Source organism: Streptomyces hawaiiensis, from assembly GCF_004803895.1.
GTDB lineage: Bacteria > Actinomycetota > Actinomycetes > Streptomycetales > Streptomycetaceae > Streptomyces > Streptomyces hawaiiensis.
Genome location: NZ_CP021978.1, coordinates 7,462,291 through 7,488,910 on the forward strand (window position 1 = coordinate 7,462,291; position 26,620 = coordinate 7,488,910).

The 26,620-nt window shown below is 70.9% G+C and carries 20 protein-coding genes; 11 read left to right on the forward strand and 9 right to left on the reverse strand.

Translation table 11 applies throughout. From position 1 onward, the window contains the following. The first annotated feature begins 40 nt into the window (after positions 1-40). The 5 genes from CEB94_RS34120 to dnaK all read left to right on the forward strand — a co-directional run bounded on the left by CEB94_RS34120 (position 41) and on the right by dnaK (position 6,479). Entirely contained in the window at positions 41-1,771 is a 1,731-nt protein-coding gene (locus tag CEB94_RS34120) for a vWA domain-containing protein (RefSeq protein ID WP_381104056.1), read from the forward strand. Between the two features lie 78 nt (positions 1,772-1,849). After that, the gene (locus CEB94_RS34125) at positions 1,850-2,278 is read left to right on the forward strand and encodes an OsmC family protein (protein WP_175435806.1); all 429 of its coding nucleotides are present in this window, start codon (positions 1,850-1,852) and stop codon (positions 2,276-2,278) included. A gap of 122 nt (positions 2,279-2,400) precedes the next feature. Further along, positions 2,401-3,786: a hypothetical protein gene (locus CEB94_RS34130; protein ID WP_175435807.1), complete on the forward strand. Its 1,386-nt coding sequence runs from the start codon at positions 2,401-2,403 to the stop codon at positions 3,784-3,786. After that, complete coding sequence (locus tag CEB94_RS34135; RefSeq protein ID WP_175435808.1) at positions 3,783-4,523, forward strand: glycerophosphodiester phosphodiesterase family protein; 741 nt, start codon at positions 3,783-3,785, stop codon at positions 4,521-4,523. The genes CEB94_RS34130 and CEB94_RS34135 overlap by 4 nt, the downstream gene beginning before the upstream one ends. Positions 4,524-4,592: 69 nt before the next feature. Then, positions 4,593-6,479: a molecular chaperone DnaK gene (gene dnaK, locus CEB94_RS34140; protein WP_175435809.1), complete on the forward strand. Its 1,887-nt coding sequence runs from the start codon at positions 4,593-4,595 to the stop codon at positions 6,477-6,479. A gap of 309 nt (positions 6,480-6,788) precedes the next feature. Here the strand turns inward: dnaK and CEB94_RS34150 are convergent, their stop codons facing one another. Continuing rightward, positions 6,789-7,256, reverse strand: coding sequence for a nitrate reductase molybdenum cofactor assembly chaperone (locus CEB94_RS34150; protein ID WP_175435810.1), 468 nt, complete (start codon positions 7,254-7,256; stop codon positions 6,789-6,791). A gap of 133 nt (positions 7,257-7,389) precedes the next feature. Then, on the reverse strand, positions 7,390-8,253 hold the full coding sequence (locus tag CEB94_RS34155) for a helix-turn-helix domain-containing protein (protein WP_175435811.1): 864 nt from the start codon (positions 8,251-8,253) through the stop codon (positions 7,390-7,392). 241 nt (positions 8,254-8,494) lie between these two features. Between CEB94_RS34155 and CEB94_RS34160 the strand changes: the two genes are divergently transcribed. Continuing rightward, complete coding sequence (locus tag CEB94_RS34160; protein WP_175435812.1) at positions 8,495-8,920, forward strand: hypothetical protein; 426 nt, start codon at positions 8,495-8,497, stop codon at positions 8,918-8,920. On the opposite strand, the gene CEB94_RS34165 is transcribed toward CEB94_RS34160, so the two are convergent. Next, positions 8,902-9,708 carry a helix-turn-helix domain-containing protein gene (locus CEB94_RS34165; RefSeq protein WP_175435813.1) on the reverse strand — a complete coding sequence of 269 codons (807 nt, stop codon included), beginning with the start codon at positions 9,706-9,708 and terminating at the stop codon, positions 8,902-8,904. The genes CEB94_RS34160 and CEB94_RS34165 overlap by 19 nt on opposite strands. A gap of 118 nt (positions 9,709-9,826) precedes the next feature. Between CEB94_RS34165 and CEB94_RS34170 the strand changes: the two genes are divergently transcribed. Both CEB94_RS34170 and CEB94_RS34175 read left to right on the forward strand, forming a co-directional pair. After that, entirely contained in the window at positions 9,827-10,132 is a 306-nt protein-coding gene (locus tag CEB94_RS34170; protein WP_175435814.1) for a 4a-hydroxytetrahydrobiopterin dehydratase, read from the forward strand. 4 nt (positions 10,133-10,136) lie between these two features. Beyond that, on the forward strand, positions 10,137-10,892 hold the full coding sequence (locus CEB94_RS34175) for a class I SAM-dependent methyltransferase (protein WP_175435815.1): 756 nt from the start codon (positions 10,137-10,139) through the stop codon (positions 10,890-10,892). 262 nt (positions 10,893-11,154) lie between these two features. On the opposite strand, the gene CEB94_RS34180 is transcribed toward CEB94_RS34175, so the two are convergent. After that, positions 11,155-13,809 (reverse strand): cellulose binding domain-containing protein, encoded by a 2,655-nt coding sequence (locus CEB94_RS34180; RefSeq protein ID WP_175435816.1) that lies wholly within the window; start codon positions 13,807-13,809, stop codon positions 11,155-11,157. Positions 13,810-14,017: 208 nt separating this feature from the next. Further along, positions 14,018-16,936: a glycoside hydrolase family 48 protein gene (locus CEB94_RS34185; protein WP_175435817.1), complete on the reverse strand. Its 2,919-nt coding sequence runs from the start codon at positions 16,934-16,936 to the stop codon at positions 14,018-14,020. Between the two features lie 451 nt (positions 16,937-17,387). Between CEB94_RS34185 and CEB94_RS34190 the strand changes: the two genes are divergently transcribed. After that, positions 17,388-19,112: a glycoside hydrolase family 6 protein gene (locus tag CEB94_RS34190; protein ID WP_175435818.1), complete on the forward strand. Its 1,725-nt coding sequence runs from the start codon at positions 17,388-17,390 to the stop codon at positions 19,110-19,112. 130 nt (positions 19,113-19,242) lie between these two features. After that, positions 19,243-20,154 carry a class I SAM-dependent methyltransferase gene (locus CEB94_RS34195; RefSeq protein ID WP_175435819.1) on the forward strand — a complete coding sequence of 304 codons (912 nt, stop codon included), beginning with the start codon at positions 19,243-19,245 and terminating at the stop codon, positions 20,152-20,154. Positions 20,155-20,311: 157 nt separating this feature from the next. Here the strand turns inward: CEB94_RS34195 and CEB94_RS34200 are convergent, their stop codons facing one another. From CEB94_RS34200 to CEB94_RS34210, 3 genes are all read right to left on the reverse strand, one after another. Next, positions 20,312-21,103: an aldo/keto reductase gene (locus CEB94_RS34200; protein WP_218945978.1), complete on the reverse strand. Its 792-nt coding sequence runs from the start codon at positions 21,101-21,103 to the stop codon at positions 20,312-20,314. Positions 21,104-21,261: 158 nt separating this feature from the next. Continuing rightward, positions 21,262-23,088 (reverse strand): AMP-dependent synthetase/ligase, encoded by a 1,827-nt coding sequence (locus tag CEB94_RS34205; RefSeq protein ID WP_175435821.1) that lies wholly within the window; start codon positions 23,086-23,088, stop codon positions 21,262-21,264. Between the two features lie 300 nt (positions 23,089-23,388). Beyond that, a complete protein-coding gene (locus CEB94_RS34210; protein WP_175435822.1) occupies positions 23,389-24,267 on the reverse strand; it encodes a LysR substrate-binding domain-containing protein in 879 nt (292 codons plus the stop codon). A 161-nt stretch (positions 24,268-24,428) separates the two neighbouring features. On the opposite strand from CEB94_RS34210, the gene CEB94_RS34215 reads away from it, so the two are divergent. Continuing rightward, entirely contained in the window at positions 24,429-25,439 is a 1,011-nt protein-coding gene (locus CEB94_RS34215; protein ID WP_175437288.1) for a bile acid:sodium symporter family protein, read from the forward strand. Here CEB94_RS34215 and CEB94_RS34220 read toward each other — a convergent pair. Further along, the gene (locus CEB94_RS34220) at positions 25,375-26,613 is read right to left on the reverse strand and encodes a DUF4185 domain-containing protein (protein ID WP_175435823.1); all 1,239 of its coding nucleotides are present in this window, start codon (positions 26,611-26,613) and stop codon (positions 25,375-25,377) included. The genes CEB94_RS34215 and CEB94_RS34220 overlap by 65 nt on opposite strands. Between the last annotated feature and the right edge of the window lie 7 nt (positions 26,614-26,620).

A 26,620-nucleotide genomic window follows, 5' to 3' on the forward strand; every position in this document is an offset into this window, starting at 1 on the left:
GAAGAAGCGGGACCTCGCCGGCGAGGCCTTCGCCGAGGGGATGCGGCTGATGAAGGCCAACCCCGCCCTCGCGGCAGTGGAGTTCGACGTCTGCCGCCACGAGGAGTGCCGCTTCGCCCCCCGCGACGGACTCGTGGCCGTCGACTCCGACGGCGATCTGCACGTCCACCCCCAGCGCCTCGCCGAGCCCGCCGCCTGGGCCTGGGCGCTCGCCCACGCCGTCCTCCACCTCGGCTTCGGGCACGTCCCGGCGGTCAAGGGCGAACGCGTCCAGCCCGACCGCTACGACCTCGCCGCCCGCTGCGTCGTCGTCAACCGCTTCCTGCTCGGCTTCACCATCGGTGAGACCCCCGAGCACCTGCCCGCCTCCTACCCGGACGGCGACGAGGAGCAGCTCGCCGCCCGCTGGCGCCGCGATGGACTGCCCGCCGTGTACGAACGCTGCGGCACGGCCGGCGACGAGCCCGACCAGGTGCTGGTGCGGTGGGTGGGCTGGGGCCGGCCGCCCGACTGGCAGCTGGCCTTCGCCACCGCCCTGACCCGGACCGTGTCCGCCGCGATGGACATGGCGGGCGGCCGCCGCGACAGCCTCGACGGCGAGGCGCCCCGGCCGCGCCCCTGGCAGCGGGCCCTGAGCTGGTTCATCTCCTCCTACCCGCTGCTCGGCGGCATCGCGTCCGGCATCAAGCTCGTCGCCGACGCCGAACTCGCCCGCGCCCACGGCATCGCCATCGCCGCGGTCGACGCCGAGGCGGCCGAGATCTACATCAACCCGCTGCGCGGGTTCGACGACGAGGAGTGGCGGTTCGTCCTCGCCCACGAGATGCTGCACGCCGCCCTGCGCCACGGCGACCGCTGCGGCACCCGCGACCCGTACCTCTTCAACGTCGCCTGCGACTACGTCGTCAACAGCTGGCTGCGAGAGATGCAGGTCGGCGCCATGCCCGAGGGGCTGTTGTACGACCCGGAGCTCGCGGGCCTGTCCGCCGAGGAGGTCTACGACCGCATCACCGGCGATCTGCGTCGCAAACGCCGGCCGGCCACCCTGCGCGGCAAGGGTGTCGGGGACATCCTCGGCGGCCCGCTCGGCCCGCCCGGAGACTACGTCGACCTCGACGCCTTCTACCGCCGCGGCCTCGCCCAGGGCCTCGACCTGCACCAGCGGCAGGAGCGGGGCTTCCTGCCCGGCGGCCTGGTCGAGGAGATCCGCGCGCTCAGCCATCCGCCGCTGCCGTGGGACGCCCGACTGGCCCGCTGGTTCGACGAGTTCGTGCCCCGCCCCGAGCCCGTCCGCTCCTACGCCCGCCCCTCGCGGCGCCAGGCGGCCACCCCCGGCATCCCGCGCGCCGGACGGTACTTCCCGCCCGAGGAGATCGCCCGCTGCACCTTCGGAGTCGTCCTGGACACCTCCGGCTCCATGAACCGCGTCCTGCTGGGCAAGGCGCTGGGCGCCATCGCGTCCTACGCCGGGGCGCGGGACGTGCCGGCCGCCCGGGTCGTGTTCTGCGACGCCGCCCCGCACGACGTCGGCTACCTGCCCGTCACCGAGATCGCCGGCCGGGTCCGCGTCCACGGCCGCGGCGGCACCGTCCTGCAACCCGGCATCGACCTGCTGCACCGCGCCGACGACTTCCCGCCCGGTGCGCCCGTCCTGATCATCACCGACGGCTGGTGCGACGTCCTGCGGGTGCGGCGCGAGCACGCGTACCTGATCCCGCGAGGAGCGCGGCTGCCGTTCACCGCCAGAGGGGAGGTCTTTCGCGTGAGTTGAGCCGTAGTGTGATCGGATGGGGGGCACGGGGCCCGGAGACGGGCCCGCACGCGAGTCCGTACGCGAAAGGAAGAACTCGTGGCTACCACGCGCTCCGCACACACCGTCTGGGAAGGCAACCTGCTCGAGGGCAACGGTGTCGTCACCTTCGACTCCTCCGGCGCCATCGGCGAGCAGCCGGTCACGTGGGCCTCGCGCGCCCAGGAGGCGAACGGCAAGACCAGCCCCGAGGAGCTGATCGCGGCCGCCCACTCCAGCTGCTTCTCCATGGCCTTCTCCAACATCCTCAACAAGGCCGGGACGCCGCCCACCAAGCTCATCACCTCGGCCGACGTCACCTTCCAGCCCGGTGAGGGCATCACCGGCATCCACCTCACCGTCGAGGGCACCGTCCCCGGCATCGACGAGGAGGCCTTCCAGGCCGCCGCCGACGAGGCCAAGGTCGGCTGCCCGGTCAGCCAGGCCCTCAAGGCCACGCCCATCACGCTGACCGCCAAGCTCGCCTGACCTGCCGCACCCCGACGCGCGGGCCCGCCCACCAGGGCCGGCCCGCGCGTCGTCGTCGGTTCACCACCCCCGGCCGGGGTATGAAACCAGACGCCTCGAACCGCCGGGCCGGAAGGAACGCGATGCTGCCGGGAACGTCCACGAACGCGACGGTGCTCGACTCCGCCACCCGTGACCGGACCCGCGTCCTGCTGCTGTTCAGCCTCTCCGGACGGCTCCGCCCCCACGACACCGCCCTCGGCGCCCTCGTCGACCGCTACGACTACGGCCGCTTCGCCACCCACCTGCTGACCAGCCAGGACGTGCTGCCGGTCCCGGTCCTCGACGAGCAGGTCGCGCCCCGGCGGCTGCGGCTGCCGCACGGCGACCACGGCCTCGGCCTCGCGACCTTGCGGATCCTCGTCGTCACCACCCCCCGCGGCGACGCCACCCTCGTCGTCGACTGCGCCTTCGCGGGCGAGACCACCGCCGGCGACCTCGCCGTCTGGCTGGCCACCACCTGTTTCGACCGGGAGCGCATCGAACTCGACGACCGCCCGCTCCTGCAGACACTGACCGCGCGACTCGGCGGCCGGCCGCTCGCCCTCGGCCAGAACGTGCACCAACTCGTCTTTCCCGGCGGCCGGTTACAACGGGAACTGCTCAGCGCCGACGAGGCCCGCAAGGCCGTCCTGCTGAACGAGATCGTCTACCGCGGCCGGATGCCGTGGAACCCCGCCACGCCCTACGACGCGAGCCTCGCACCGCACCTCAGGAACCACGGCCTCACCCTGTCCGCCCTCGGCCGGGGCGTCTCCGTCCAGGCCGGCTGGGCCCCGCACGTGGAGAACGGCCTGGCCCTCGTCGCCGTCGGCATGATCTCCGCCCTGTCCGTGCTCCAGCGCACCCGGCTGGCGGCCTTCGCCATGATGAAGGCCAACGAGCAGGCGCTGACCGACTCGCCCACCGAGATCCGCTCCCTGATCTCCCGCCTGTCCGCCGGCGTCAACGAACTCCAGCTGGACCTGGCCTTCGGCGTCGAGGCCTACGTGGACAGCCTGCTGATCCCCGAGATGGTCACGGAGGCCTTCCAGTCCTCCCTGCGCGACGCCCTCGGCATCCGCGACAGCCTGGAGAACTCGGCCCGCATGGTCGAACGGCTCACCTCGGTGATCAGCGCCCGTTCCGCCGCCCTGGACGCCGAACTCGCCGAACGCGACGAGCGCCGCGACCGCACGGTCTCCGGCCTGGTCGCCGCCGCCACCCTGATCGCCCTGCCGCCGACCCCGCTGCTGGCCTTCTTCGGCGTGAACGGCACGAACGTCGACGAGCACCGCTCCATCCTCGACCTGCGCGCCTACGGCACCGCCTACGCGCTGGCCTGGCTGCCCTTCGTCGTCCTCGTGGTGATCGGCTGGGTCCTGCTCGGACGGGTCAGAACCCGCTCCGGCTCGCTGCTGCCCGCGCCCGACGACGGCTTCGCACCCGTCCCGCCTCCCCGCTCGCCCTCCGGAAACCGACGACCATGACGCCACAGCCCGCCGTCTCCGCCCACCGGGGCGGCTCCGAGCGCGCCGGCCCCGCCACCTGGGAGGCGTACGAGGACGCGATCGAGTCCGGCGCGGAGTACGCCGAATTCGACATCCGCCGCACCAGGGACGGCGTCCTCGTCGTCTACCACGACCCCCGGGTCGGCCCCGCCGGGCCGCCGCTGTCCGCGCTCACGCACGCCGAGCTGTGCGAGCGGGCCGGATACGCCGTGCCCGTGGTGGACGAGGTCATGGCGTTGATCGCCGGGAAACTCGTGGCCCACCTGGACCTCAAGGAGGTCGGCTACGAGCAGGAGGTGGTCGACCGGGCGGTCGCCCTGCTCGGCGCGGACGGGCTCGTCGTGACGACCCTGGAGGACCGGTCCGTCGCCGCCGTGACCCGGGCCTTCCCCGCCGTGCGCACCGCCCTGTCCCTCGGGCGCGACCGCAGGGAGCTGGCCCTGGCCCGGCTGCCCGGGACCCGGCTGAGCGAGTTGTTCCCCGCCCGCCGCATCCGGGCCTGCGGGGCGCACGGCGTCGCCGTGCACCAGCGGCTGGCCAGGACCAACGTGCTGCGCGAGGCGACCCGGCACGGCCTGTTCACCATGGTCTGGACCGTCAACGACGACACCCTCATGCGGGCCTTCCTCGCCCACCCGCGCGTCGACGTGCTCGTCACCGACCGGCCTCGGCGCGCCGTGGCGCTGCGCGGGCCGATCACCCCATCGCGGCATTGACAACAGCGCACTCAAGTTTTGTGCTGGAGTGGGTGGAGAGTGTCGTCGCCCTGGCGGAAGGGGACAGCGATGGGACGAGCGGTCGGGATCGATCTCGGAACCACGAACTCGGTGGTCGCCGTGCTGGAGGGCGGTGAGCCCACCGTCATCGCCAACGCGGAGGGGGCCAGGACCACACCATCGGTCGTGGCGTTCGCCAAGAACGGCGAGGTGCTGGTCGGAGAGGTGGCCAAGCGGCAGGCCGTGACGAACGTGGAGCGTACCGCCCGCTCGGTCAAGCGGTACATGGGCGACGCGCACTGGCGCTTCCCCGACGAGGGCGACGTGGACGGCACCCGCTACCGGGCGCAGGAGCTGTCCGCGCGGGTGCTGCAGAAGCTGAAGCGGGACGCGGAGTCCTACCTCGGCGAGGACGTCACGGACGCGGTGATCACCGTCCCGGCGTACTTCGACGACAGCCAGCGGCAGGCGACCAAGGAAGCCGGTGAGGTCGCGGGCCTGAAGGTGCTGCGGATCATCAACGAGCCGACGGCCGCGGCACTCGCCTACGGACTGGACAAGGAGAACGACCAGACGGTGCTGGTCTTCGACCTCGGCGGCGGCACCTTCGACGTGTCGCTGCTGGAGATGGGCGAGGGCGTCATCGAGGTGAAGGCCACCAACGGCGACACGCACCTCGGCGGCGACGACTGGGACCAGCGGGTCGTCGAGTACCTGATCAAGCGTTTCAAGGGCCAGAACGGCGTCGACCTCGGCAAGGACAAGATGGCGGTGCAGCGGCTGCGCGAGGGCGCCGAGCGGGCCAAGATCGAGCTGTCCAGCTCGACCGAGACCACGATCAACCTGCCGTACATCACGGCCTCCGCCGAAGGACCCCTGCATCTCGACGAGAAGCTGACCCGGGCTCAGTTCCAGGAGCTCACCGCAGACCTGCTGGACCGCTGCAAGGCGCCCTTCCATCAGGCGGTCCAGGACGCCGGCGTGCAGCTCTCGGCGATCGACCACGTCATCCTCGTCGGCGGCTCGACGCGGATGCCCGCGGTGACGGACCTGGTCAAGGAACTCACCGGCAAGGAGCCGCACAAGGGCGTCAACCCCGACGAGGTCGTGGCCGTGGGCGCGGCGCTCCAGGCAGGCGTCATCCGCGGCGACGTCAAGGACGTCCTGCTGCTCGACGTCACCCCGCTGTCCCTGGGCATCGAGACCAAGGGCGGCATCATGACCAAGCTCATCGAGCGCAACACGACCATTCCGACCCGGCGTTCGGAGATCTTCACGACGGCGGCCGACAACCAGCCCTCGGTCGGCATCCAGGTCTACCAGGGCGAACGGGAGATCGCCGCGTACAACAAGAAGCTCGGCGTCTTCGACCTGACGGGCCTGCCGCCGGCGCCGCGCGGTGTGCCGCAGATCGAGGTGGCGTTCGACATCGACGCCAACGGCATCATGCACGTCTCCGCCAAGGACCTGGCGACCGGCCGAGAGCAGAAGATGACCGTCACCGGCGGCTCGGCCCTGCCCAAGGACGACATCGACCGCATGATGCGCGAGGCCGAGCAGTACGCCGAGGAGGACAGCAAACGCCGCGAGGCCGCCGAGACCCGCAACCAGGCCGAGCAACTCGTCTACCAGACCGAGAACTTCCTCCGCGAGAACGGCGACCGGGTCCCGGCCGACACGAAGTCCGAGGTCGAGTCGGCCGTCGCCGAGGTGAAGGAGCGGCTGGAACAGCAGGCGGACACCGCCGCCCTGCGCGCCGGCGTCGAGAAACTCGCCTCCGTCAGCCAGAAGATGGGCCAGGCGATGTACGCCCAGACCCAGCAGACCCCCACGGAGGAGCCCTCCGGCACCCCGCAGGACGAGGAGGGCGTGGTCGACGCGGAGATCGTGGACGACGAGAGGAACGGGCGGGACGAGACGAACGGGCGGGAGGAGAAGAAGGGCGGCGCCGCGTAGTCCGAACTCCCGTCGGCTCACAAGGCACCGGCGGTGCACAAGTGGCTGCTCGCGCACCCCCTCTTCCGCCTGCGTTTCACCCCCACGTACTCGTGGTGGATCAATCAGGTCGAGCGGTGGTTCGCCGAGGTGGAGCGGCGCTGCCTGGAGCGCGCAGTGTTCTGCTCACTGGACAGCCTCAAGGCCGCATTTGAGGACTGGATCAAGGTCTGGAACGGACGAGGCTCAACCGTTCAAATCGACCAAGACCGCCGACCAGATCCTCGACCGCATCTGCCGTTACTGCTCACGCATCTCCGGACCAGCTCACTAGGCCCCGGTGTGCGCGGGCGGCAGTGTCGCGCACACCGCGTCCAGGACCGTCGCGTACGGCGTGCCGAAGGCCGTGAGGCCGGTGCGCAGGCGGTCGAGGCCGTCGCGGTGGTCCGTCAGGAGGTCGGTGGTGCCGGTGCGGGCCGCGAGTTCGAGGACCGCGGGCAGGAAGTCCGGCGGCTCCTCGCCGGTGGTCTCCAGGCCGTGCGCGCGGTACAGCTCCTCGGAGGGCGCCGGCGCCGCCTCGCGCCAGACGCTCAGGTACAGGCTGTGGTCCTGCCCGGCTTCGAACACCTCGACGTAGTGCGCGGCCATTTCCATCGGCGGGGTGACGGCCGCGTGGTCGGCGAACTCGCGCAGCTGCGGGGCGGCTTCGCGCAACAGCGGCAGCCGGGCGCGGAAGTCGTCGTCGGGGTACATCAGGCACAGCGCGGCCGCCTGGTACAGCACCTCGAATCCGGGCATCGGACCTCCTTCGCGTGCGCTCCCTTGCCTGCCGTCATCCCGACGCTAGGGGCGGTCCGGGGAGCACACCTGCCGACGGCGCCCGTATGGGTCAGAACCCGTGCCATGACGTCAGGGCGGGAGGCGAGGACCCTCAGTAGTGCTCGCGGTACTCCCGCAGCAGCTCCTCCGTGCGCTGCGCCGAGCCCGCCCCGGCCGTCATGTGGTCCAGCACCTCCAGATGCGCCGAGACCTCCTTGCGGGAGTCCAGGTACAGCGCGCCGGTCAGATACTCGGTGAAGACCATGTCGGGCAGCTCCGGCTCGGCGAAGCGGAACAGCGAGAACGGCGCGTACGTCCCCGGATGGGGGCCGTCCGCGAACTCGGCGATCTGGAGCGTGACCCGGTCGCGCGCGGCGTACTCCAGCAGTTTGTCCAGCTGGTCGCGCATCACCCGGCCGTCGACGCTCACCGGGCGGCGCAGCACGGTCTCGTCCATGATGACCCACAGGTGGGGCGGGTTCGGGCGGTCCAGGAGCCGCTGCCGCTCCATGCGCAGCGAGACATGCCGCTCGACGGCCTCCGGCCCGGCGTTCGCGATGGTGCCGGCCTTCAGCACGGCCCGCGCATACCCCTCGGTCTGCAGCAGCCCCGGCACGAAGTGCGGCTCGTACGACCTGATGATCCGGGCGGCGCCCTCCAGGCTCACGTACAGGCTGAACCACTCCGGCAGCACGTCGTGGAACCGCTGCCACCAGCCCGGCCGGTTCGCCTCCTCCGCGAGATCGACGAACGCGGTCACCTCCTCCTCGGCCACCCCGTAGGCCGTCAGCAGGATCTGCACGTACGGGATCTTCAGCGCGACGTCGGCGGTCTCCATCCGCCGGACGGTCGCCGGGGCGACCCGCAGCACCTTGGCGGCCTCGTCACGACTGAGGCCCGCGGCCTCGCGCAGCTCCTGCAACCGCTTGCCGAGGACCACCTGGCCCACGGTGGGTGCGGCCCGCCGTTCACTCACGCCACGCCTCCCCGAACGTGCCCAAGTCTGTGATCAGTCTGTCACGACCTGGTGGCCGCGTCACAGGGCTCGCACCGAGGAGATCGCCGAAAGCGGAGGAACCCCCCGGGCATGACCCCGCGGGTAATCGACCGGACGCCGCCGGACCGGGATCGTGAACGTACCGGCTCCCGGACCGGCGCACTCCGGTCCGGGACCCGGCCCAGCCGCCGCACCACGACCCGACGGAGGGTGATTCCCCATGTCCGCGATCCAGCTCGCCGCACTCGCCCGGACCTCCGAGCCGCAGTCGATGCTGCGCCGCTTCCTCGCCCTGGACGCCCTCGTGACCGGAGCCAACGCGCTCGCCTACCTGGCGTTCTCCGGCCCGCTGGGACGGTTCCTCGGCGTCGGCGCCACGCTGCTGCTCGCCCTGGGCGTGTTCCTCGCCCTCTACACGGCGGGCGTGGGCGTGCTGGCGGCCCGCAGAAAGCCGCCGGCGTTCGGCGTGCGGGCCGTCATCGAGGCCAACCTCGCCTGGGCGGCGGTGAGCCTCGCGGCCCTGGCGCTGTGGCTCACGCCGAGCACGCCGGGCGCCGTGTGGACGGTGCTCCAGGCCCTGGTCGTGGCCGGGTTCGCCGTCCTTCAGCACATGACCCTGAGGGCCCGTCAGAGCACGAGCGCCTGAAGGTACTTCACCGTCGCCGGGTCGGCCGGGAGCAGTGTCTCGATGGCCAGCTCGGCGACCGTCACGTCCATCGGTGTGTTGAACGTGGAGATCGAGGAGATGAACGACAGCGTCCGCCCCTCGTGCTCGATCCGCAGCGGCAGCGCGAAGTACGGCACCGGCTCCGACGGCTCGTCCGCCGGATCGGCGTCGGGCACGGGATACGCCGCCACCTCCTCGTACAGCGCCCGCAGCGGCTCCGAGCGGTGCAGTGCGATCTGCCGCTCCATCTGCTCCAGCAGATGCCCCCGCCAGGCGCGCAGATTGCGGATGCGGGGCGCGAGGCCCTGTGGGTGCAGGGCCAGCCGCATCGCGTTCAGCGGCGGTTCCAGCAGCGACTCGCCGACGCCCTCGACCAGCGTCATGATCCCCCGGTTGGCGGCCACCACGTTGTACAGCGCGTCCACCACCAGCGCCGGATACGGCTCGTAGCCGCTGATCAGCCGTTCGATGCCCTCCCGCAGCGCGCCCAGCGCCGGGTCGTCCAGCGGGGTCTCCGGGTAGCGGGGGGCATAACCGGCCGCCAGCAGCAGCGCGTTGCGCTCCCGCACGGGGACGTCCAGATGTTCGGCCAGCCGCAGCACCATCTCCTCGCTGGGGCGGGAGCGGCCGGTCTCGACGAAGCTGATGTGCCGGGCCGAGGAGTCCGCGCGCAGGGCCAGCTCCAGCTGGCTGACCCGCCGCTGCTCCCGCCAGGCCCGCAGCAGCGGGCCCACGCCCTTCTCGGCGGTGGACGGGTGAGTGGTCATGCCGGGACCGTAGTCGAGAACCGGTCGTGCCGGACAGGTACACCCCTCTGACCAGGGTCCCGGACGCCCCGCTGTGGCAGGCTGAGAGGACACAGCAGCCAGGGAAGGAGCGCGGCCCATGCCCGTCGAACCGTTGTCGCAGAAGGAGGTCGAGGACCGGCTGGCCGAGTTGCCGGGCTGGTCGCTCGACAAGGACCACCTCATCCGCTCCTACCGGCTCGGCTCGCACTTCGCGGCGACGGCGATGGTCGTGCACATCGCCCAGGTGCAGGAGGAACTTAACCACCACTCCGACCTCACGCTCGGCTACAACACCGTCTGCCTGGCCGTGCACACGCACAGCGCGGGCGGCGCCGTCACCGAGAAGGACTTCGAGCTCGCCCGCAGGGTGGAGGACCTCGCCCCCGGGCACGGGGCACACTGACCGGGTGCTCGACTACGACAAGGAAGCGGAGCGGTACGACGCCTCGCGCGGCGGCGAGCCCCGGGCGGCGGCCGCCGCGGAAGCCGTGCTGAGTCTCGTACCGCCGGACACCCGCGGTCTGCTCGACGTCGCCTGCGGCACCGGCATCGTGACCCGTCGGCTCGCTGCCGCCCGTGACGGCATGCGGGTGACCGGCGTCGACCTCGCCCCGGCGATGGCCCGGCAGGCCTCCACCCGGCTCCCGGGTGCCGTCGTGCGCGCCGACAGCCGTCGGCTGCCCTTCCGGGACGGGCAGTTCGACGCCGTGTGCAGCGTGTGGCTGCTGCACCTGGCCGCCGGGCCCGCCGAGGTGCGGGCCATCGTCGGCGAGTGCGCGCGGGTGCTGCGGCCGGGCGGGATCTACGTCACCACGGTCGACAAGGCCGCCTCCCACAACGTGGGCAGTGACATCGATGTCGTCCTGTCCTCCCGGCCGCCCAGCCCGGTCCGGGACGCGGCGGCGGACGTCGAGTCCTGCGCCGCCGCCCACGGCCTGGTCCCGGCCGGGCAGGCCCGCTTCACCGGTCATGGCCAGGGCCGCAGCCCTCGCCGCACGATCGCCGACCTGCGCCGGGGCTGGTTCGTCACCCTGCCGCCGGGCGACCCCCTCGCCGACGGATTCGCCACCCGGCTCGCCCAGCTCCCCGACCAGGACCGCCCGCGCCCCGACCCGGTGTTCAGCCTGCGCGCCTTCCGGAAGGCCGGCGCGCCGGCTGGCTGAAACCGCCGCTGAAATCGCCGCTGAGCTGGGCGGTCACCCGGTACGGTCTTCTCGCCGTCACCGCCGTCACCGCCGTCACCGCCGTCACCGCCGTCACCGCCGTCACCGCCGTCACCGCCGTTCCCGGCGGAGCCGATGCCCACGCCGATGAAGAGGACGACGGCGGTGGCGGGTACCAGGACGGCCTTGCGTGACTTGTGATCGGTTCTGGCATGCGGAGAGGACGCATACCGTTTTCGGTACACGCCCTCGAACCGCCCGGTCACGCAACCGTGCAGGTCTGATCACCCAGCTTGAAGGCGGCCGGATTCGTGTTCGTGGCCGACCGGTTCGCCGTGAAGCCGAAGCTCACCGATGAACCCGCCGCCACGTTCGCGTTCCAGCCGACGTTCTTCGCCGTCACCGCCGAACCCGACTGTGCCGCCTCGGTGTTCCACGCCTGGGTCAGCTTCTGGCCGTCGGGGAAGGTCCAGTTCAGGGACCAGCCGTTCCAGGCGCCGGTGCCCGTGTTGGTGAGCTGGACGTCCGCCTGGAAGCCGCCCGACCACTGGCTGGTGACCTTGTACGTCACCTTGCAGGCGCCGGTCGGGGTCGGGTCGGGGCCCGGCCCCGGATCCGTCGTGCCGCCGCCGGAGCTGTCACCGTAGATGACGCCCCGGCCGTTCGTGGAGACGTAGACACGGCCGTACACCCGCGGGTCGCCGGTGATCGCCGCACCCGTCCAGCCCCACTGGTGGGCGTCGTCGTTGATGCGTGTCCAGCTCGCGCCCTTGTCCGTGGAGCGGAAGACGCCGCGCACGCCGCCGATCTTCGCGCTGGTGAAGAGGGTCTGGTAGGAGGCGCCGGGCGCCGCCTTGCCGAAGCCGATGGTGTCGGCCTGCTCGACATCGGAGAGCTTGGTGAAGCTCGTCCCGCCGTCCGTGGAGTGCCACAGGCCGTACGCGCCGTCCGTCGCGCCACCCGCCAGCCAGACGTCGCCCTTCCCGCCCGGCAGCGCCTTGAAGCGGACGCTGTCACCACCCGGCAGGCCGGTGGCCGGTGACTCCTTGAAGGTCGCCCCGCCGTCCGTACTGACGTAGAACTTCCCGGACTTGAAGCCGTAGAAAGTCTTCGCGTCGACCCGGTCCGACTCGACGATCGCCCCGGCGGGGATCCCGGAGGAGGCCTGCCACGACGTGCCGAAGCCCGTCGTGTGGTGCACGCCGGCGCCCTCGGGGCTCCAGACGAACCGGCTGCCGTCGGCCGCCGAGGCGACCGTGCCGCCACCGCTCACGCCCGAAGGGTCGGTCCCGGCGAACCAGTTGGCGCCGTTGTCCGTCGAGAACGCGATGTGCGGGCCCGAGTCCAGGTTGCCCACCCGGACGACGGTGTTCGGGTTCGACTCGGCGAAGTCCAGGCTCGTCGTCGTCGTGAAGTTCGGCTGCGTGAACATCATCGGCGGGACCTTGGTCAGATCCGTGTGGCGGAAGCCGCCGATGTCACCCAGCGCGCTCAGCAGCGGGGCACCCGACGGGGGAGAGGCGAGGTCGTTGACCGCCGTCTCCTCCAGGCCCTGGACCATCGGCTTGATGGCGAACTTGCTTCCGCTGTCCCAGTTCGTGAGGTTCTCGGTGCCGTAGATCGTCGCACCCGTGCCGTACATCATGCGGTTCGAGTCGAACGGGTCGATCTCCAGGGCCTCCGTCATCCAGCCCAGCTTCGGCGTCTGCTCGGGCGGCTGCGGGTTCGCGCCCCAGGTCAGCCACGGCGAGGAGGAGACGTCCATCGTGTAGCGGTTCTCGCGGTTCGGATACGACGTGTAGTCCCAGGCCTTGCTCCAGGTCGCACCGCTGTCCGTGGAGCGGAAGATCTGCGTGTCCGGCCACCAGGAGCTGTACGCGGTCGCCATGACCGTGCCCGGCTTCTGCCGGTCCACCGTCAGCCCGCTGAAGCCGTAGGAGGTGTCGGCCTCGGCCACCGGGCTGATGTTCGTCCAGGTCCCCGTCCCGGTCGCGTACCGCCACACCTGGCCCTTGCCGCCGTCGTACGGGCCGCCCTTGTCGCTGTAGGCCAGGTAGAGGTGGCCGTTCTTCGCGTCCAGGACGCCCTTGTGGGCGAGGTGGCCGGTGGGCTGCCCGGCCAGCCGCTGCCAGGTCGCGCCCGCGTCCGTCGACCGGTACACCGCGTTGTCCTTGTCGGCGACCCCGACGTAGATCGTCTTCGTAGGGTTCCCGGCGGTGCCGGTGGACTCGTCGAAGGTGACCCAGACGATGCCCTGTTTGTCGCTGGAGTAGCCGGACGTGTCGCTCGGATCCGCCACGTAGTCGCCCACGTTGGGGAAGTTCGCCACCTGCGACCAGGTGACCCCCGAGTCCGTCGACCGCCACAGTCCCTTGCCGCTGGGTGCGCCCAAGTACAGCACGCTGTTGCGGTTCGGGTCGACGGCCAGCCGCTCGCCCATGCCCCGCCCCGGCATGTTGCCACCCAGCTTGAACGGCAGATGCGCCTTCTGCCAGCTCGCGCCCCGGTTGGCGGAGCGCATGACGGCGCCGTTCTTCGGATCCCAGTCGTTGGTGTACGTCCCGACCGCCGCGTACACCCGGTTCGGATCCACGGAGTCGGACGCGATGCTGACGACGCCCGTGTGCCCCCAGTCGTCCCACCCGACCGAGTCCAGCAGCGGCGTCCAGGTCTTCGAGGACTCCTGCCAGCGGTAGGCACCGCCGATGTCCGTGCGGGCGTAGGCCAGGTTCTTCTCGGAGCGGTTGAAGACGATGCCGGGTACGAACCCGCCCCCGTCGATCCGGGCGTTCTTCCAGGTGTACGTGTCCGCGGCGAGCTTCGTCGCCGGAGGATCGGCGGCCAGGGCGGTGGGGGCACCCGAGAGCAGACCGGCCGCCAGCGCCAGCACCGCCGTGAGGATACGGGTTCTTCGCACGGTGGGGGTCCTTCCGTGAGGGGGAACGTGCGAGGGCCGGGCGGCCCCCAGTGCGGGTGGGGACCGCCCGGCCGGTCGGCCTCGTCGTCAGGTGACGAGACCACGAACGCGGAGCTTCGGACGCTGCTCGGGAGCGCGGGGAACTGCGCGACCAACCACGACGGACCCGCAGTCGAGCACGGCCCCACCCGCGGAGCGTCCGGCGGGGTTATTCGAGAAGCTCCGCGTACGAGCCCATGGCCAGCGCGATGTCCGCCTGAGCCCAGAACCGGTGGTACGTGAACGACGGCACCGCACCGCCCGCGAGATAACTCTCGATCTTCGACCAGGCCGGATCGTCCTCGTAGAAGGAGCGGATCGAGTCGAACGTCGACGACGAGTTGATCGCGTCACCGTTCGGCATCGTGCCCGTCCAGCCACTCGGGACGTGCACCGGGTCGTCGAACCGGTTGTAGTCCGCGCGGTTCTCCGCGACGGCGATCCCCAGATCGGTCTGGTGGTTCGCCCACATGCCGTCCAGCAGCTTCTTCGCCGCCGTCGCGGCCTCCGTGTCACCGGAGCGGTCCGCGTAGTACGTCAGGGTCTTGGCGTACGCGGCCGCCACACCGACGTCGTTGGTGTAGTCGGCGACGGTGACGCGCAGCCCGCTGTTGGAGCCGGGGCTGGAGGCGTTCCAGGTGTCGGGCTGGCCCGACCACTGGAGCGTCGACGGGATGCGGAACGTGCCGTCCGGGTTGAACGTGGTCTTGGACAGCGCCCAGTCGACCCACTTGTCGAGGACCGTCTTGGCCTTCGCGTTCCCCGTCTGCTGGTACAGCTCGGCGACGCGCTCCATGGACCACGCCTGGAAGCCGAACCACTGGTTGGACGGCGGGTCGTGGTACACGGGCTTCTCGTCGTAGTACATGCCGTAGAACGTCGACTTCCCGGCGGGCGGGGTCGCGTACCGGCCCGCCCAGCTGTTGGTCGCGCCACCGGCGATGGCGCCCTCGTTCGACTGCAGCCAGCGGTAGAACTCCAGCTGCCGGTCCAGGGACTTGGCCCAGTCCGCCGCACCCGTCGCCGACTTCGGCTTCAGCGGGGCGTAGTTGGCGAGCGCGTAGGCGGCCAGCGGGTTCTGGTAGCCGCCGTGGGCGTGGCTGGAGCCGATGCGCCAGGCCCAGCCGGCCGAGGTGTCGGTGGCACCGCCCCACGCGTAGTACCAGGACATCAGGTACATCGAGGCGTCCTTGCCGGTGCCGGCCGCACAGGTCGACGGCCCGACGCAGTTGCCGATCTTCTTGAAGTACTTGTCGAACATCGAGTAGCGCAGGTAGTCACCCATCTTGGCGGCCTTGCCGACCGTCGCGGAGACGTCCCCGCCCTTGCCCTGCTCCTTCGCCCACAGATCCGCCCAGTAGGCGGCCTGTACGGCCCGCGCGTCGGCGTCCGGCGCATTGGTGAACTTCCACTGCTTGGCGTAGGAGGCGTCACCGGTGAACAGGTCCAGATAGCCGTTCTTGCCGCCGTACTTGAAGGCGTCACAGGTCGGCTGCGGCACCGTCTCCCACACCGACTCCTGCGAGCCGCGCTGGAAGGTGTTGATGTACGACGGGCCGGTGTCCGACGGACCCGCCTCGCACTTGCCGGGCGAGTTGCCGTAGCCGTAGACGTTGTCCACGTCCTGCAGCCAGTGCATGCCGTAGACGTCGTCCGTGCCGTACGCGCTCTTCAGCTCGCCCGCGATCGGGTCGGGGCCGACCGAGACACCGGTGTCGAGCTTGGCCGGATACTCGTTCGGCGTGTCCAACTCGGGCGCGTAGGTGGCGGGCTTGGAGGCGTTGTAGAAGGAGTTGGTCGGCTGGTCGGCGTGGGTGGGGATCATGTACTTCTCCATGAGCTCCCACGCCCCGTTGAACTTCGACCAGTCACCCGTCACCTTGCCGTACATGGCCTGGAGCCACAGGAGGTAGCTGTACGCCTCCGACGTGGTCTCGTGGCCGTGGTCCGGCGCCTCGACGATCAGCGTCTCGACCGAGTGGTAGGGGATGCCCTCGGGGGAGAAGTAGCCGTTCGCCGGGTTGGTGATCTTCCCGTAGAGCTCCAGGAAGCGGGCGTCGTACACCTTCGCCGCCGCCAGCTGTGTCACGGTGACCGAGGCCTTGGCGTGGCCCTGCGCCGTCGACTCGAACACGGCGGATCCGCTACCGGAGCCCGCGGCGGTGACGGTCACCTTCTGCGCGGTGTTCCAGTTCTGCGGCGTGAAGGTCAGCGAGGCGCCGGCCGAGACCGAAAGACCCGAGTTGCCGCTCGCTCGGGCCGAGGCCACCGTCACGTTCGCTGAAGGCTGCTTGGACAGTTTCACCTCGTAAGTGCCCGACTTGCCCGACTGGACGCCCAGTTGGAGCGGCGAGGCGACGACGGTCGGGCCGGAGGCGACGGTGATGCCGACCGGGGTGGAGTCGGCGGAGGCGCCCATGCTGTCGTAGGCCTTCGCCACCAGGGAGTGACTGCCCACGGTCAAGTCTGAGACGGACAGCGCGTAGGGCGCGCTCGTGTCCGTGCCCAGCAGCTTGGTGTCGTCGTAGAACTCCACCTTGCTGATCGTGGCGTTGTCCGCGGCGGCGGCGGTGGCCGCCAGCGGCACCGCCTGGCCCTGGGTGTAGACGGCGCCCGCGCTCGGACTGGTCAGCACGGCGATCGGCGGTTGGTGCGCGCCGGTGCAGGGCGTGCCGTTGACCGAGAAGGACGTCGGCGCGGTGTTGCCGCCGCTGTAGGAGAACTGGGCGCCGGTGGAGACGGCGGCGCCCGCGGCGACCCGTGCGTTGTGGGAGGCGTTCTTCACGGTGATGTTCTGGCCGGACTGCGACCAGGTGCCGTTCCAGCCGTTGCCCAGCCGCTGGTTGCCGGCGTAGGCGTAGGTCAGCGTCCAGCCGTCGATGACGTCCGTGCCGCGGTTGGTGAGGGTCAGGTCCACCGTGAAACCGGAGCCCCAGTCGTTCGTCTTGTAGTCGACACTGCACTGAAGTGCCGCTGCCTGCGCGGGAGTCGACCCTGAGGAGAGCATCGTCAACGGAAGTGCGAGAGCTGCGAGGGCGGCGGTCCACAACCGCCGTACCGCTCCGCGTCTCCGGGGTGGGGGATGCATGGTGCTGGTTCCTCCTTGCGGCTCGGAGAAGTCAAGGCTTGAACCAGTGGGAGCGCTCCCATAGTGAGGACACGTCAGGTATCGGTCAAGGTCCTTGAAGAGTCGAAAAGATTCGATGCCGCGCGTTGAGCAAAAGTCAGTAACTCCCCTGTTCTTTACTGTCACTTGGCGCTACCTTCCTTGACACCAGTGGGAGCGGTTCCATCAGTCGACGCGTCCGTCACGGCACGCCCGACCTGCAAGGAGTCGCTCATGCGACACCCCCCGCGTTCAGTACTTTGAGCCGCCGCCGGCGCGAGACGCCGCGTGCGGCGGACAGTTGCCGCCCCGCCTCGGCCGCGTAAGGCGCCGCACCGGCTCCGGCATGCCCGCGAAATCCTCACCGCACCGGAAGACCCCCCACGGAACCCCGGAAATCGCAAGGAACCCAACGGAAGAGGGACCCCCACTCATGAGCCGTACGAGAACCGCGTTACTGGCCGCCATCACCCTGGTCGCCGGCGCGACCGGCACCGCCTTCGCCGTCGACCCGGGCAATGCCGGCATCGCCGCCGTTCCCTGCACCGTCGACTACAAGATCCAGAACCAGTGGAGCACCGGCTTCACCGCCGCCGTGACCCTCACCAACAACAGCGCCGCCAAGTCCTCGTGGTCGCTGAAGTGGTCGTACGCCGGGAACCAGAAGGTCACCAGCGGCTGGAACGCCAAACTCAGCCAGAGCGGGGCCGCCGTCACCGCCGCCAACGAGAGCTACAACGCCCAGCTGGCGACCGGCGGCTCGGTCAGCTTCGGCTTCCAGGGCAGCTACAGCGGCAGCAACGCGATCCCGGCCACCTTCACTCTCGACGGCGTGACCTGCAACGTCGACGACGGCGGCGGCCCCGGCGGACCCACCGATCCGCCGGACCCGGGCGGCCCCGCCAACCGGGTGAACAACCCCTACGAGGGCGCCAAGGTGTACGTGAACCCCGAGTGGTCCGCGAAGGCCGCCGCCGAGCCGGGCGGCAGCCGCATCTCCAACCAGCCCACGGGTGTCTGGCTGGACCGGACCGCGGCCATCAACGGCGTCAACGGCGGCATGGGCCTGCGCGCCCACCTCGACGAGGCGCTGCGCCAGAAGGGCTCCGGCGAACTCGTCGTCCAGCTCGTCATCTACAACCTGCCCGGCCGTGACTGCGCGGCCCTCGCCTCCAACGGCGAGCTGAAGCCCGACGAGATCGACAAGTACAAGACGCAGTACATCGACCCGATCAAGGCGATCCTCGCCGACGCGAAGTACTCCTCGCTGCGGATCGTCACCACCGTCGAGATCGACTCGCTGCCGAACCTCGTCACCAACACCGGCAGCCGCCCGACGGCCACCCCGCAGTGCGACGTGATGAAGGCCAACGGCAACTACATCAAGGGCGTCGGATACGCGCTGAACAAGCTCGGTGACGTGCCGAACGTCTACAACTACGTCGACGCCGGCCACCACGGCTGGATCGGCTGGGACGACAACTTCGGTCCCTCCGCGACCCTGTTCAAGGAGGCGGCGACCGCCGAGGGCGCGACCGTCAACGACGTCCACGGCTTCATCACCAACACGGCGAACTACAGCGCCCTGAAGGAGGATCACTTCTCCATCGGCGACAACGTGGCCGGCAAGTCCGTCCGCGAGTCGAAGTGGGTCGACTGGAACCGCTACGTCGACGAGCTGTCCTTCGCCCAGGCGTTCCGCAACCAGCTGGTCTCGGCCGGCTTCAACTCCGGCATCGGCATGCTGATCGACACCTCCCGCAACGGCTGGGGCGGCGCCGCCCGGCCCACCGGCCCCGGCGCCCAGACCTCCGTCGACACCTACGTCGACGGCGGCCGCTACGACCGCCGCATCAACCCCGGCAACTGGTGCAACCAGTCCGGAGCCGGCCTCGGCGAGCGGCCGCAGGCCAGCCCGGCCGCCGGGATCGACGCCTACGTGTGGATGAAGCCCCCGGGCGAGTCCGACGGCGCGAGCAAGGAGATCCCGAACCCTGAGGGCAAGGGCTTCGACCGCATGTGCGACCCGACGTACGAGGGCAACCCGCGCAACAACAACAACATGTCCGGTGCCCTGCCGGACGCGCCGCTGTCCGGGCACTGGTTCTCCGCCCAGTTCCGGCAGCTGATGCAGAACGCGTACCCGCCGCTGTCCTGACCTGTCCGTGCTGATCCGCGGATCCGCCGGGGCTCGGGCCCCGGCGGATTTTGCGGGACCGGCAACAGCAGTGGCCTCAGCCCGGTGCGTCGGCGCACGCTGACCGCATCCGAGCGAGAGGCTGACCACCATGGCGCACCGGCACGACCACGACCACGACCACGACCACAAGCCTGAGCACGGCCGTCATCACGGCCACACAGACCTCGACTGGGCCGAGATGGGCCCGATGCTGGAGTCCTCGGCGGAGCTCTTCGCGCCCCTGTACGAGCGGGCACTGGGCTGGCTGGCGAAGGAGGTGACCGAGCCGGGCCTGATCGTCGACGCGGGCAGCGGGCCGGGCGTCGTGTCGTGCCTGTTCGCGGAGACGTTCCCGGGTGCGCGGATCGTGGCCGTGGACGGCTCCGAGCCGCTGCTCGAACGGGCCCGGGCGCGGGCCGAGCGGCAGGGGGTCGCCGACCGCTTCAGCACCCTGGCCGGGGAACTCCCCGATGTCCTCGGCGAGTTGGACTATCCGGCGGACCTGCTGTGGGCGAGTCGCAGCCTGCACCACCTCGGCGACCAGCGGGCGGCACTCGCCGCGTTCGCGGCACGGCTGGCACCCGGCGGCACGCTGGCTCTCCTGGAGGGCGGTCTGCCCCCGCGGTTCCTGCCGCGCGACATCGGCATCGGCAGGCCCGGCCTCCAGGCGCGGATCGACGCCGTGGAGTCGGAGTGGTTCACCCGGATGCGCACCGAGCTGCCCGGGCACGTCGCCGAGACGGAGGACTGGCCGGTGCTGCTGGCCGCCGCGGGCCTCAAGCACACGAGGACGCACAGCTTCCTGCTCGACCTCCCGGCGCCCGCCTCGGACCGGGCGCGTGCGTATGTCGTGGCGTCCCTGTCGCACATGCGCGACAAGCTCGCCGAGGGGCTCGACGCCGAGGACCTCGCGACCGTCGACCGTCTGCTCGACCCCGACGACGAGGCCAGCCTGCACCGCCGCCCGGACGTGTTCGTGCTGGAGGCCCACACGGTGCACACGGCGGTCCGGCCCGCGTAGCGTCGGCGGCCCTCGACGTCGAAAGTGCCCGGACGGGGACGACGTCAACGCGGTGGTCGTAGGGCCGGTCGGGCGGCCGGTCCGAGCGGGCGGAGAACCGGTGGCGCCCCGGTCCCGGCCCACCAGGGCATCGGGACCGGGGCGCTTCCGGTGCGGCTCAGGCTCCGTTGAACTCCGCCGGGTCCGGGCCCAGACGCCGGTCCTCGTTCAGGGCGCTGATCGCCGCCAGGTCCTCGTCGTCGAGGCTGAAGTCGAAGACCTCGATGTTCTCCTTGATCCGCGACGGCGTCACGGACTTCGGGATCACCACGTTGCCCAGCTGGAGGTGCCACCGCAGCACCACCTGGGCCGGGGTGCGGTCGTGCTTGCGGGCGATGGCCACGATCGCGGGGACCTCCAGCAGGCCCTTGCCCTGGCCGAGCGGCGACCACGCCTCCGTGGCGATGCCCCGCTCCGCGTGGTACTCACGGGCGGCCTGCTGCTGGAGGTGGGGGTGCAGCTCGATCTGGTTCACCGCCGGGACGACCGACGTCTCACCGATCAGCTTCTCCAGGTGCTCGGGAAGGAAGTTGGAGACACCGATGGCCCGGATCCGGCCGTCGGCGTGCAGCTTCTCGAACGCCTTGTAGGTGTCGACGTACAGAGCCCGCTCCGGCGTCGGCCAGTGGATCAGGTACAGGTCGACGTAGTCCAGGCCGAGCTTCTCCAGCGACGTGTCGAAGGCGCGCAGCGTGGAGTCGTATCCCTGGTCGGCGTTCCAGAGCTTCGTGGTGACGAAGAGCTCCTCGCGGGGGAGACCGGCGGCGGCGATGGCCTTGCCGGTGCCCTCCTCGTTGCCGTAGATCGCCGCGGTGTCGATGCTGCGGTACCCGGCCTCCAGCGCCGCCGCGACGGCCGTCTCGGCCTCGTCGTCCGGCACCTGCCAGACGCCGAAGCCCAGCTGGGGCATCTCGACGCCGTTGTTCAGGATGATCGGGGGGACCTTGCTCACGAGCTCTCGATCCTTCGGTAAGTGGTCAGGTGTGCTTCCCATCGTCAACGATCACGGGCGGTGATGCATTCCTGACGGGAGAATTCCGAAGTCACACCTGCCCCGAGGGGCGCATGTCACGCCCGGTAGAGCGCCTCGACCTCGTTCTCGTACGCCTTCTCGATCGCCTTCCGCTTCAGCTTCAGGGACGGGGTCAGCAACCCGTGCTCCTCCGTGAACGGCTGGGCCAGTATGCGGAAGGTGCGGATCGACTCGGCCTGCGAGACAAGGGTGTTGGCGGCGACCACCGCGCGGCGCACCTCCGTCTCCAGATCCGCGTCACGCACCAGCTCCGCCGGGGACAGCTGTGGCTTGGCCCGCATGGCCAGCCAGTGCTCCACGGCCTCCTGGTCGAGGGTCACCAGGGCGGCGATGTACGGGCGGTCGTTGCCGACGAGGATGCACTGGTTGACCAGCGGATGGTCCCGGACGCGTTCCTCCAGCACTCCGGGCGAAACGCTCTTGCCACCGGATGTGACCAGGATCTCCTTCTTGCGGCCGGTGATGGTGAGGAAGCCGTCCCCGTCCAGCGCGCCGAGGTCCCCGGTGGCGAGCCAGCCGTCGTGCAGGGTCGCGTCGGTGGCCTTCTGGTTGTTGAGGTACCCCTGGAAGACGTTCTCGCCGTGCAGCCAGATCTCGCCGTCGTCCGCGATGTGCACGGTCATGCCGGGGATGGGCTGTCCGACCGTGCCGAAGCGGGTACGCGCGGGCGGGTTGGCGGTCGCGGCGGCCGTGGACTCCGTCAGGCCGTAGCCCTCGTAGATGTGCACGCCCGCGCCGGCGAAGAACAGGCCGAGCCGGCGGTCCATCGCCGAGCCGCCGGACATGGCGTGCTTGATGCGGCCGCCCATCGCGGCGCGGATCTTGGCGTAGACCAGCTTGTCGAACAGCTGGTGCTGCATGCGCAGGCCCGCCGACGGGCCGGGGCCGGTGCCCCAGGCCTTGGCCTCCATCGCGTCCGCGTACTTGATCGCGATGTCGACGGCCTTCTCGAAGGGGCCGGAGCGGCCCTCCTTCTCGGCCTTGCGGCGGGCCGCGTTGAACACCTTCTCGAAGATGTACGGCACCGCCAGGAAGAACGTCGGCTTGAACGCGGCGAGGTCCGGCAGCAGGGCCGCCGCGTTCAGCTGCGGCTGATGGCCGAACTTCACCTTGCCGCGGATCCCCGCGACCTGGACCATCCGCCCGAAGACGTGCGCGAGCGGCAGGAACAGCAGGGTCGCCGCCTCGTCGCCGCGCCTGGAGTGGAACACCGGCTCCCAGCGCTCGATGACGGTGTCCGCCTCGTACATGAAGTTGCCGTGTGTGAGGACACAGCCCTTGGGACGGCCGGTGGTGCCCGAGGTGTAGATGATCGTGGCGACCGAGTCGGGTGTGACGGCCTGCCGGTGGCGGTGCACCACCTCGTCGTCGAGGTGCGCGCCCGCATCGTAGAGCTCGTGCACGGCGCCCGAGTCGAGCTGCCACAGCCGGCGCAGCTGGGGCAGCCGGTCGATGACGGTGGCGATCGTCATCGCGTGGTCCTCGTGCTCCACGACCGCGGCCGTCACCTCGGCGTCGTACAGCATCCAGAAGCACTGCTCGGCCGAGGACGTCGGGTAGACCGGTACGACCTGGGCGCCGATCGTCCACAGCGCGTAGTCGAACAGGGTCCACTCGTAGCGCGTGCGGGACATGATCGCGACCCGGTCGCCGAACCGGATGCCGCTCGCCAGCAGGCCTTTGGCCAGGGCGAGCACCTCGTCGCGGAACTCCGCGCTGGTGACGTCCCGCCACTGGCCGGACTCGTCCTTGCGGCCCAGCGCGATGTACAGCGGGTCTTCCTGGGCATGCTCGAAGACCACGTCGGCCAGACCGCCCACCGGAGGTGCCAACGCCAACGGAGGGTTGGTGAACTCGCGCAAACCCCGCTCCCCGCTCCTCAGCGCTCCTGTCGAGTGACACTCCGCACAGCGCCGTGAAAGCTACCCCACCCGGCCAGGGGGCGGGAGGGGGTACGAAGGCGAGCATCGCTCTTGTCTGCGCTGGTCAGCGAGGGAAAAAGCGCTCACATGGGGAAGGGTCGGACACAATCCTGACGGTTGAGTAAGTTTCGGTGCCGTAATCTCCACCGAATCTGTACGAGCCCGGCTGTAGCGCGATGCGCCTTCGGGCGGGCTCTCCTCTGTCAGCGGGACGGCGGCGGATTCTGTCACTCCGGTTCGTCACAGGCCCTTGCGCTCACTGCGGTGCAGCCGGTCCCCGCCCGCCAGGATCGCCGCCGCCAGAGCGTCCGCCGCGCCCTGGGCGGAGGGCCGGCGCCGGCCGTGGACGAGCACGAAGTCGACCTGCCCCAGTTCCGGCAGCCCCGCCCGGTCCGGGACCCGGACCAGGCCCGGCGGGATGAGGCCGCGGGAATGGGCCATGACGCCGAGACCGGCCCGGGCCGCCGCGACGAGGCCGTTGAGGCTGCCGCTGGTGCACACCACGCGCCACTGGCGGCCCTGCCGCTCCAGGGCCTCCAGAGCGAGCGCGCGGGTGATGCCCGGCGGCGGGTAGACGATGAGCGGCACCGGGCGGTCCGGGTCGAGCCGGAGGCGTTCCGCGCCGATCCACACCAGCCGGTCGTGCCGGACCAGCTCGCCCCGCGGGTCCTCGGGCCGCCGCTTGGCCAGGACCAGATCCAGCTTCCCGGCGGCCAGCTGCTCGTGCAGCGTGCCCGACAGCTCCACCGTCAGCTCCAGGTCGACCTCAGGGTGCTCGTGCCGGAAGCCCTCGAGGATCTCGGGCAGCCGGGTCAGCACGAAGTCCTCCGAGGCGCCGAACCGCAGCCGGCCACGCAGCCGGGTGCCCGTGAAGAACGCCGCCGCCTGCTCGTGCACCTCCAGGATCCGGCGCGCGAAGCCGAGCATGGCCTCGCCGTCCTCCGTCAGCTCCACCGAGTGCGTGTCCCGGGTGAACAGCGTCCGCCCGGTCGCGTCCTCCAGCCGCCGCACGTGCTGGCTGACCGTCGACTGCCGCAGCCCGAGCCGCCGCGCGGCCTGCGTGAAGCTCAGCGTCTGCGCCACCGACAGGAACGTGCGCAGCTGGGACGGGTCGTACATGACCCCCAGGTTATCGCGGAACGTGATGGCAGTGAGAGCCGTATACGGGATTCCCGATCGCCAGGTAGGGGAGCAGGATGGAAGGGGGCCGCTGCGGCCCCGGACCGACCGAAGTACCCAGCAAGTGGAGCACCGTGAAACGCCTGCACTGGCCGAGTTGGATGCCGATCGACCCCTACATCCTGCTACTCCTCGGGACGGTCGGCCTCGCCGCACTGGTCCCGGCGCGCGGGTCGGCCGCCGATGTCGCCTCCGGTGCCTCCACAGCCGCGGTCGCCCTCCTCTTCTTCCTGTACGGCGCCAGGCTCTCCACACGTGAGGCCCTCGACGGCCTGCGGCACTGGCGGCTCCACGCCACGGTCCTGGCCTGCACCTTCCTCGTCTTCCCGCTGCTCGGGCTCGCGGCCCGCGGGCTGGTGCCGGTGATCCTGACGCACCCGCTCTACCAGGGCCTGCTCTTCCTCACGCTCGTCCCCTCGACCGTCCAGTCGTCGATCGCCTTCACCTCGATGGCCCGCGGCAACGTGCCCGCCGCGATCTGCGCGGGCTCCTTCTCCTCCCTCGTCGGCATCATCGCCACCCCGCTGCTCGCGGCCTCGCTGCTCGGCAGCAGCGGCGGGTTCTCCGCCGACTCGCTGCTGAAGATCGTGCTGCAACTGCTGGTGCCGTTCCTCGCGGGGCAGCTGCTGCGACGCTGGATCGGCGGCTTCGTCACCCGCCACAAGCAGGTCCTCGGGCTGGTGGACCGCGGCTCGATCCTGCTCGTCGTCTACACCGCGTTCAGCGCGGGCATGGTCCAGGGCATCTGGCACCAGGTCAGCCCCGCGCGCCTGGGGGGCCTGTTCGTCGTCGAGGCGGTGATCCTGGCCGTGATGCTGCTGCTCACCTGGTACGGCGGCAAGGCGCTGCGCTTCGGCCGGGCGGACCGGATCGCGATCCAGTTCGCCGGCTCGAAGAAGTCCCTGGCCGCCGGGCTGCCCATGGCGAGCGTCCTGTTCGGCGCGCAGGCGGCGCTCGCCGTGCTGCCGCTGATGCTCTTCCACCAGACGCAGCTGATCGTGTGCGCGGTGATCGCCAAGCGCCGCGCGCGGGAAGCGGCGAGCGAGGTCACCGCGCCGCAGCCAGTCGCAACGACAAAAACCGCGGTCGGTACAGGGACACGTTCCGGCTGAGCTGGGCGGCGGCGCCCGTCGTCTCCAGCCAGTTGACGTCGTAGCTCAGGACGAGCCGTCCGCCGCCGCTGAGCACCGGATGCGCCTGCGGGTTGTACGCGGCCACCTGCCCCTGCGGCAGCGGCGGGCTGAACTCCTTCGCCGGACCGTGCCACGGCCCGGCCGGGGAGCAGGCCCAGTAGGACGCCACCGTGGTCAGCCCCTTCGGGCCGGCGGCCATCGTGAACAGCACGTACGTGCCACCGTCCCGGACGACCGTGAACGCGCTGCCCACGCCCGTGCGCCGCCCGTCCCCGAGCACGGGCCGGGGGCGGGCGCCGGGCACCCACGCCGAGCCGCTCCAGTACTGCCAGGCGTCCGGATCCGCGAGCCCGCCCTCCGGTACCCGGGCCGCGTACGCGTGCGAGGCGGGACGGGAGGCGGGCCGGCCGTCGTCGCCGCCGAACACATAGGTCCAGCCGCCCTCCTCGACCAGCGTCGTGCCGAACAGCACGCGCCGGGAAGGGTCGGGGACCGGCTGCTGGTCGAGCACCTCGACGATCGACTCCAGGCGCAGGCCGGGCAGCGACAGGGTGGCGACCTCGGTGGCGGTGGGCACCCCGTAGATCCACGGGGCCTGCCCTGCCGTGCGCACCCACAGCAGCACCCGCACGACCTGCTCCGAGGAGCCGGGGGAGCGGGGTTCGACGAGGGCGGCGACCGGCCAGCGCCACTGGTTCGGCGCGGGGTCGGCGAACAGCGGGGCGGGCAGGGTGGATTCGAGCCGGCCGTCGCGCATCAGCACGGCGGAGTTGCGCACCAGCGGCGTGGTGGCGTCCCGCCAGGCGTAGGACTCGCCGTGCGGGTTGGGCGGGCCGTACACCCGGCCCAGGTAGGTGTCCGAGAACAGCCACAGCACCCGGCCGTCCGGCAGCCGCACCGAGTGGGTGCCGTCACCCCCGGTCCAGTCGTCGGTGCGGTTCGCGTCGTCGCCGTAGCGGGCGAACTCGGCGGTGAGGCCGTCGTCCGCCTTCCAGGAGCCGACCGTGAGGCCCCGGCAGGCACCGTCGTCGCTCGAACCGTCGTCGTCCGGCAGGGCGATGAGCAGGGCGGCGCCGAGCACCAGGACCAGCAGAAGGCCGATCCCGGTTCCCGTGCGCTGTCGTGCTCGTGCTGCTCCTGAGTCGTCGGGCACGCCTCGT

Excerpts from the sequence above, each read along its gene's own strand:
- CEB94_RS34215 (WP_175437288.1), top strand. The coding sequence starts at position 24,429 with ATGCCGATCGACCCCTACATCCTGCTACTCCTCGGGACGGTCGGCCTC.
- CEB94_RS34200 (WP_218945978.1), bottom strand. The coding sequence starts at position 21,103 with ATGCCCCAGCTGGGCTTCGGCGTCTGGCAGGTGCCGGACGACGAGGCC.
- CEB94_RS34150 (WP_175435810.1), bottom strand. The coding sequence starts at position 7,256 with ATGCCCGGATTCGAGGTGCTGTACCAGGCGGCCGCGCTGTGCCTGATG.
- CEB94_RS34170 (WP_175435814.1), top strand. The coding sequence starts at position 9,827 with ATGCCCGTCGAACCGTTGTCGCAGAAGGAGGTCGAGGACCGGCTGGCC.
- CEB94_RS34195 (WP_175435819.1), top strand. The coding sequence starts at position 19,243 with ATGGCGCACCGGCACGACCACGACCACGACCACGACCACAAGCCTGAG.
- CEB94_RS34135 (WP_175435808.1), top strand. The coding sequence starts at position 3,783 with ATGACGCCACAGCCCGCCGTCTCCGCCCACCGGGGCGGCTCCGAGCGC.
- CEB94_RS34130 (WP_175435807.1), top strand. The coding sequence starts at position 2,401 with ATGCTGCCGGGAACGTCCACGAACGCGACGGTGCTCGACTCCGCCACC.
- CEB94_RS34190 (WP_175435818.1), top strand. The coding sequence starts at position 17,388 with ATGAGCCGTACGAGAACCGCGTTACTGGCCGCCATCACCCTGGTCGCC.
- CEB94_RS34160 (WP_175435812.1), top strand. The coding sequence starts at position 8,495 with ATGTCCGCGATCCAGCTCGCCGCACTCGCCCGGACCTCCGAGCCGCAG.
- CEB94_RS34165 (WP_175435813.1), bottom strand. The coding sequence starts at position 9,708 with ATGACCACTCACCCGTCCACCGCCGAGAAGGGCGTGGGCCCGCTGCTG.
- CEB94_RS34185 (WP_175435817.1), bottom strand. The coding sequence starts at position 16,936 with ATGCATCCCCCACCCCGGAGACGCGGAGCGGTACGGCGGTTGTGGACC.
- CEB94_RS34120 (WP_381104056.1), top strand. The coding sequence starts at position 41 with ATGCGGCTGATGAAGGCCAACCCCGCCCTCGCGGCAGTGGAGTTCGAC.
- dnaK (WP_175435809.1), top strand. The coding sequence starts at position 4,593 with ATGGGACGAGCGGTCGGGATCGATCTCGGAACCACGAACTCGGTGGTC.
- CEB94_RS34210 (WP_175435822.1), bottom strand. The coding sequence starts at position 24,267 with ATGTACGACCCGTCCCAGCTGCGCACGTTCCTGTCGGTGGCGCAGACG.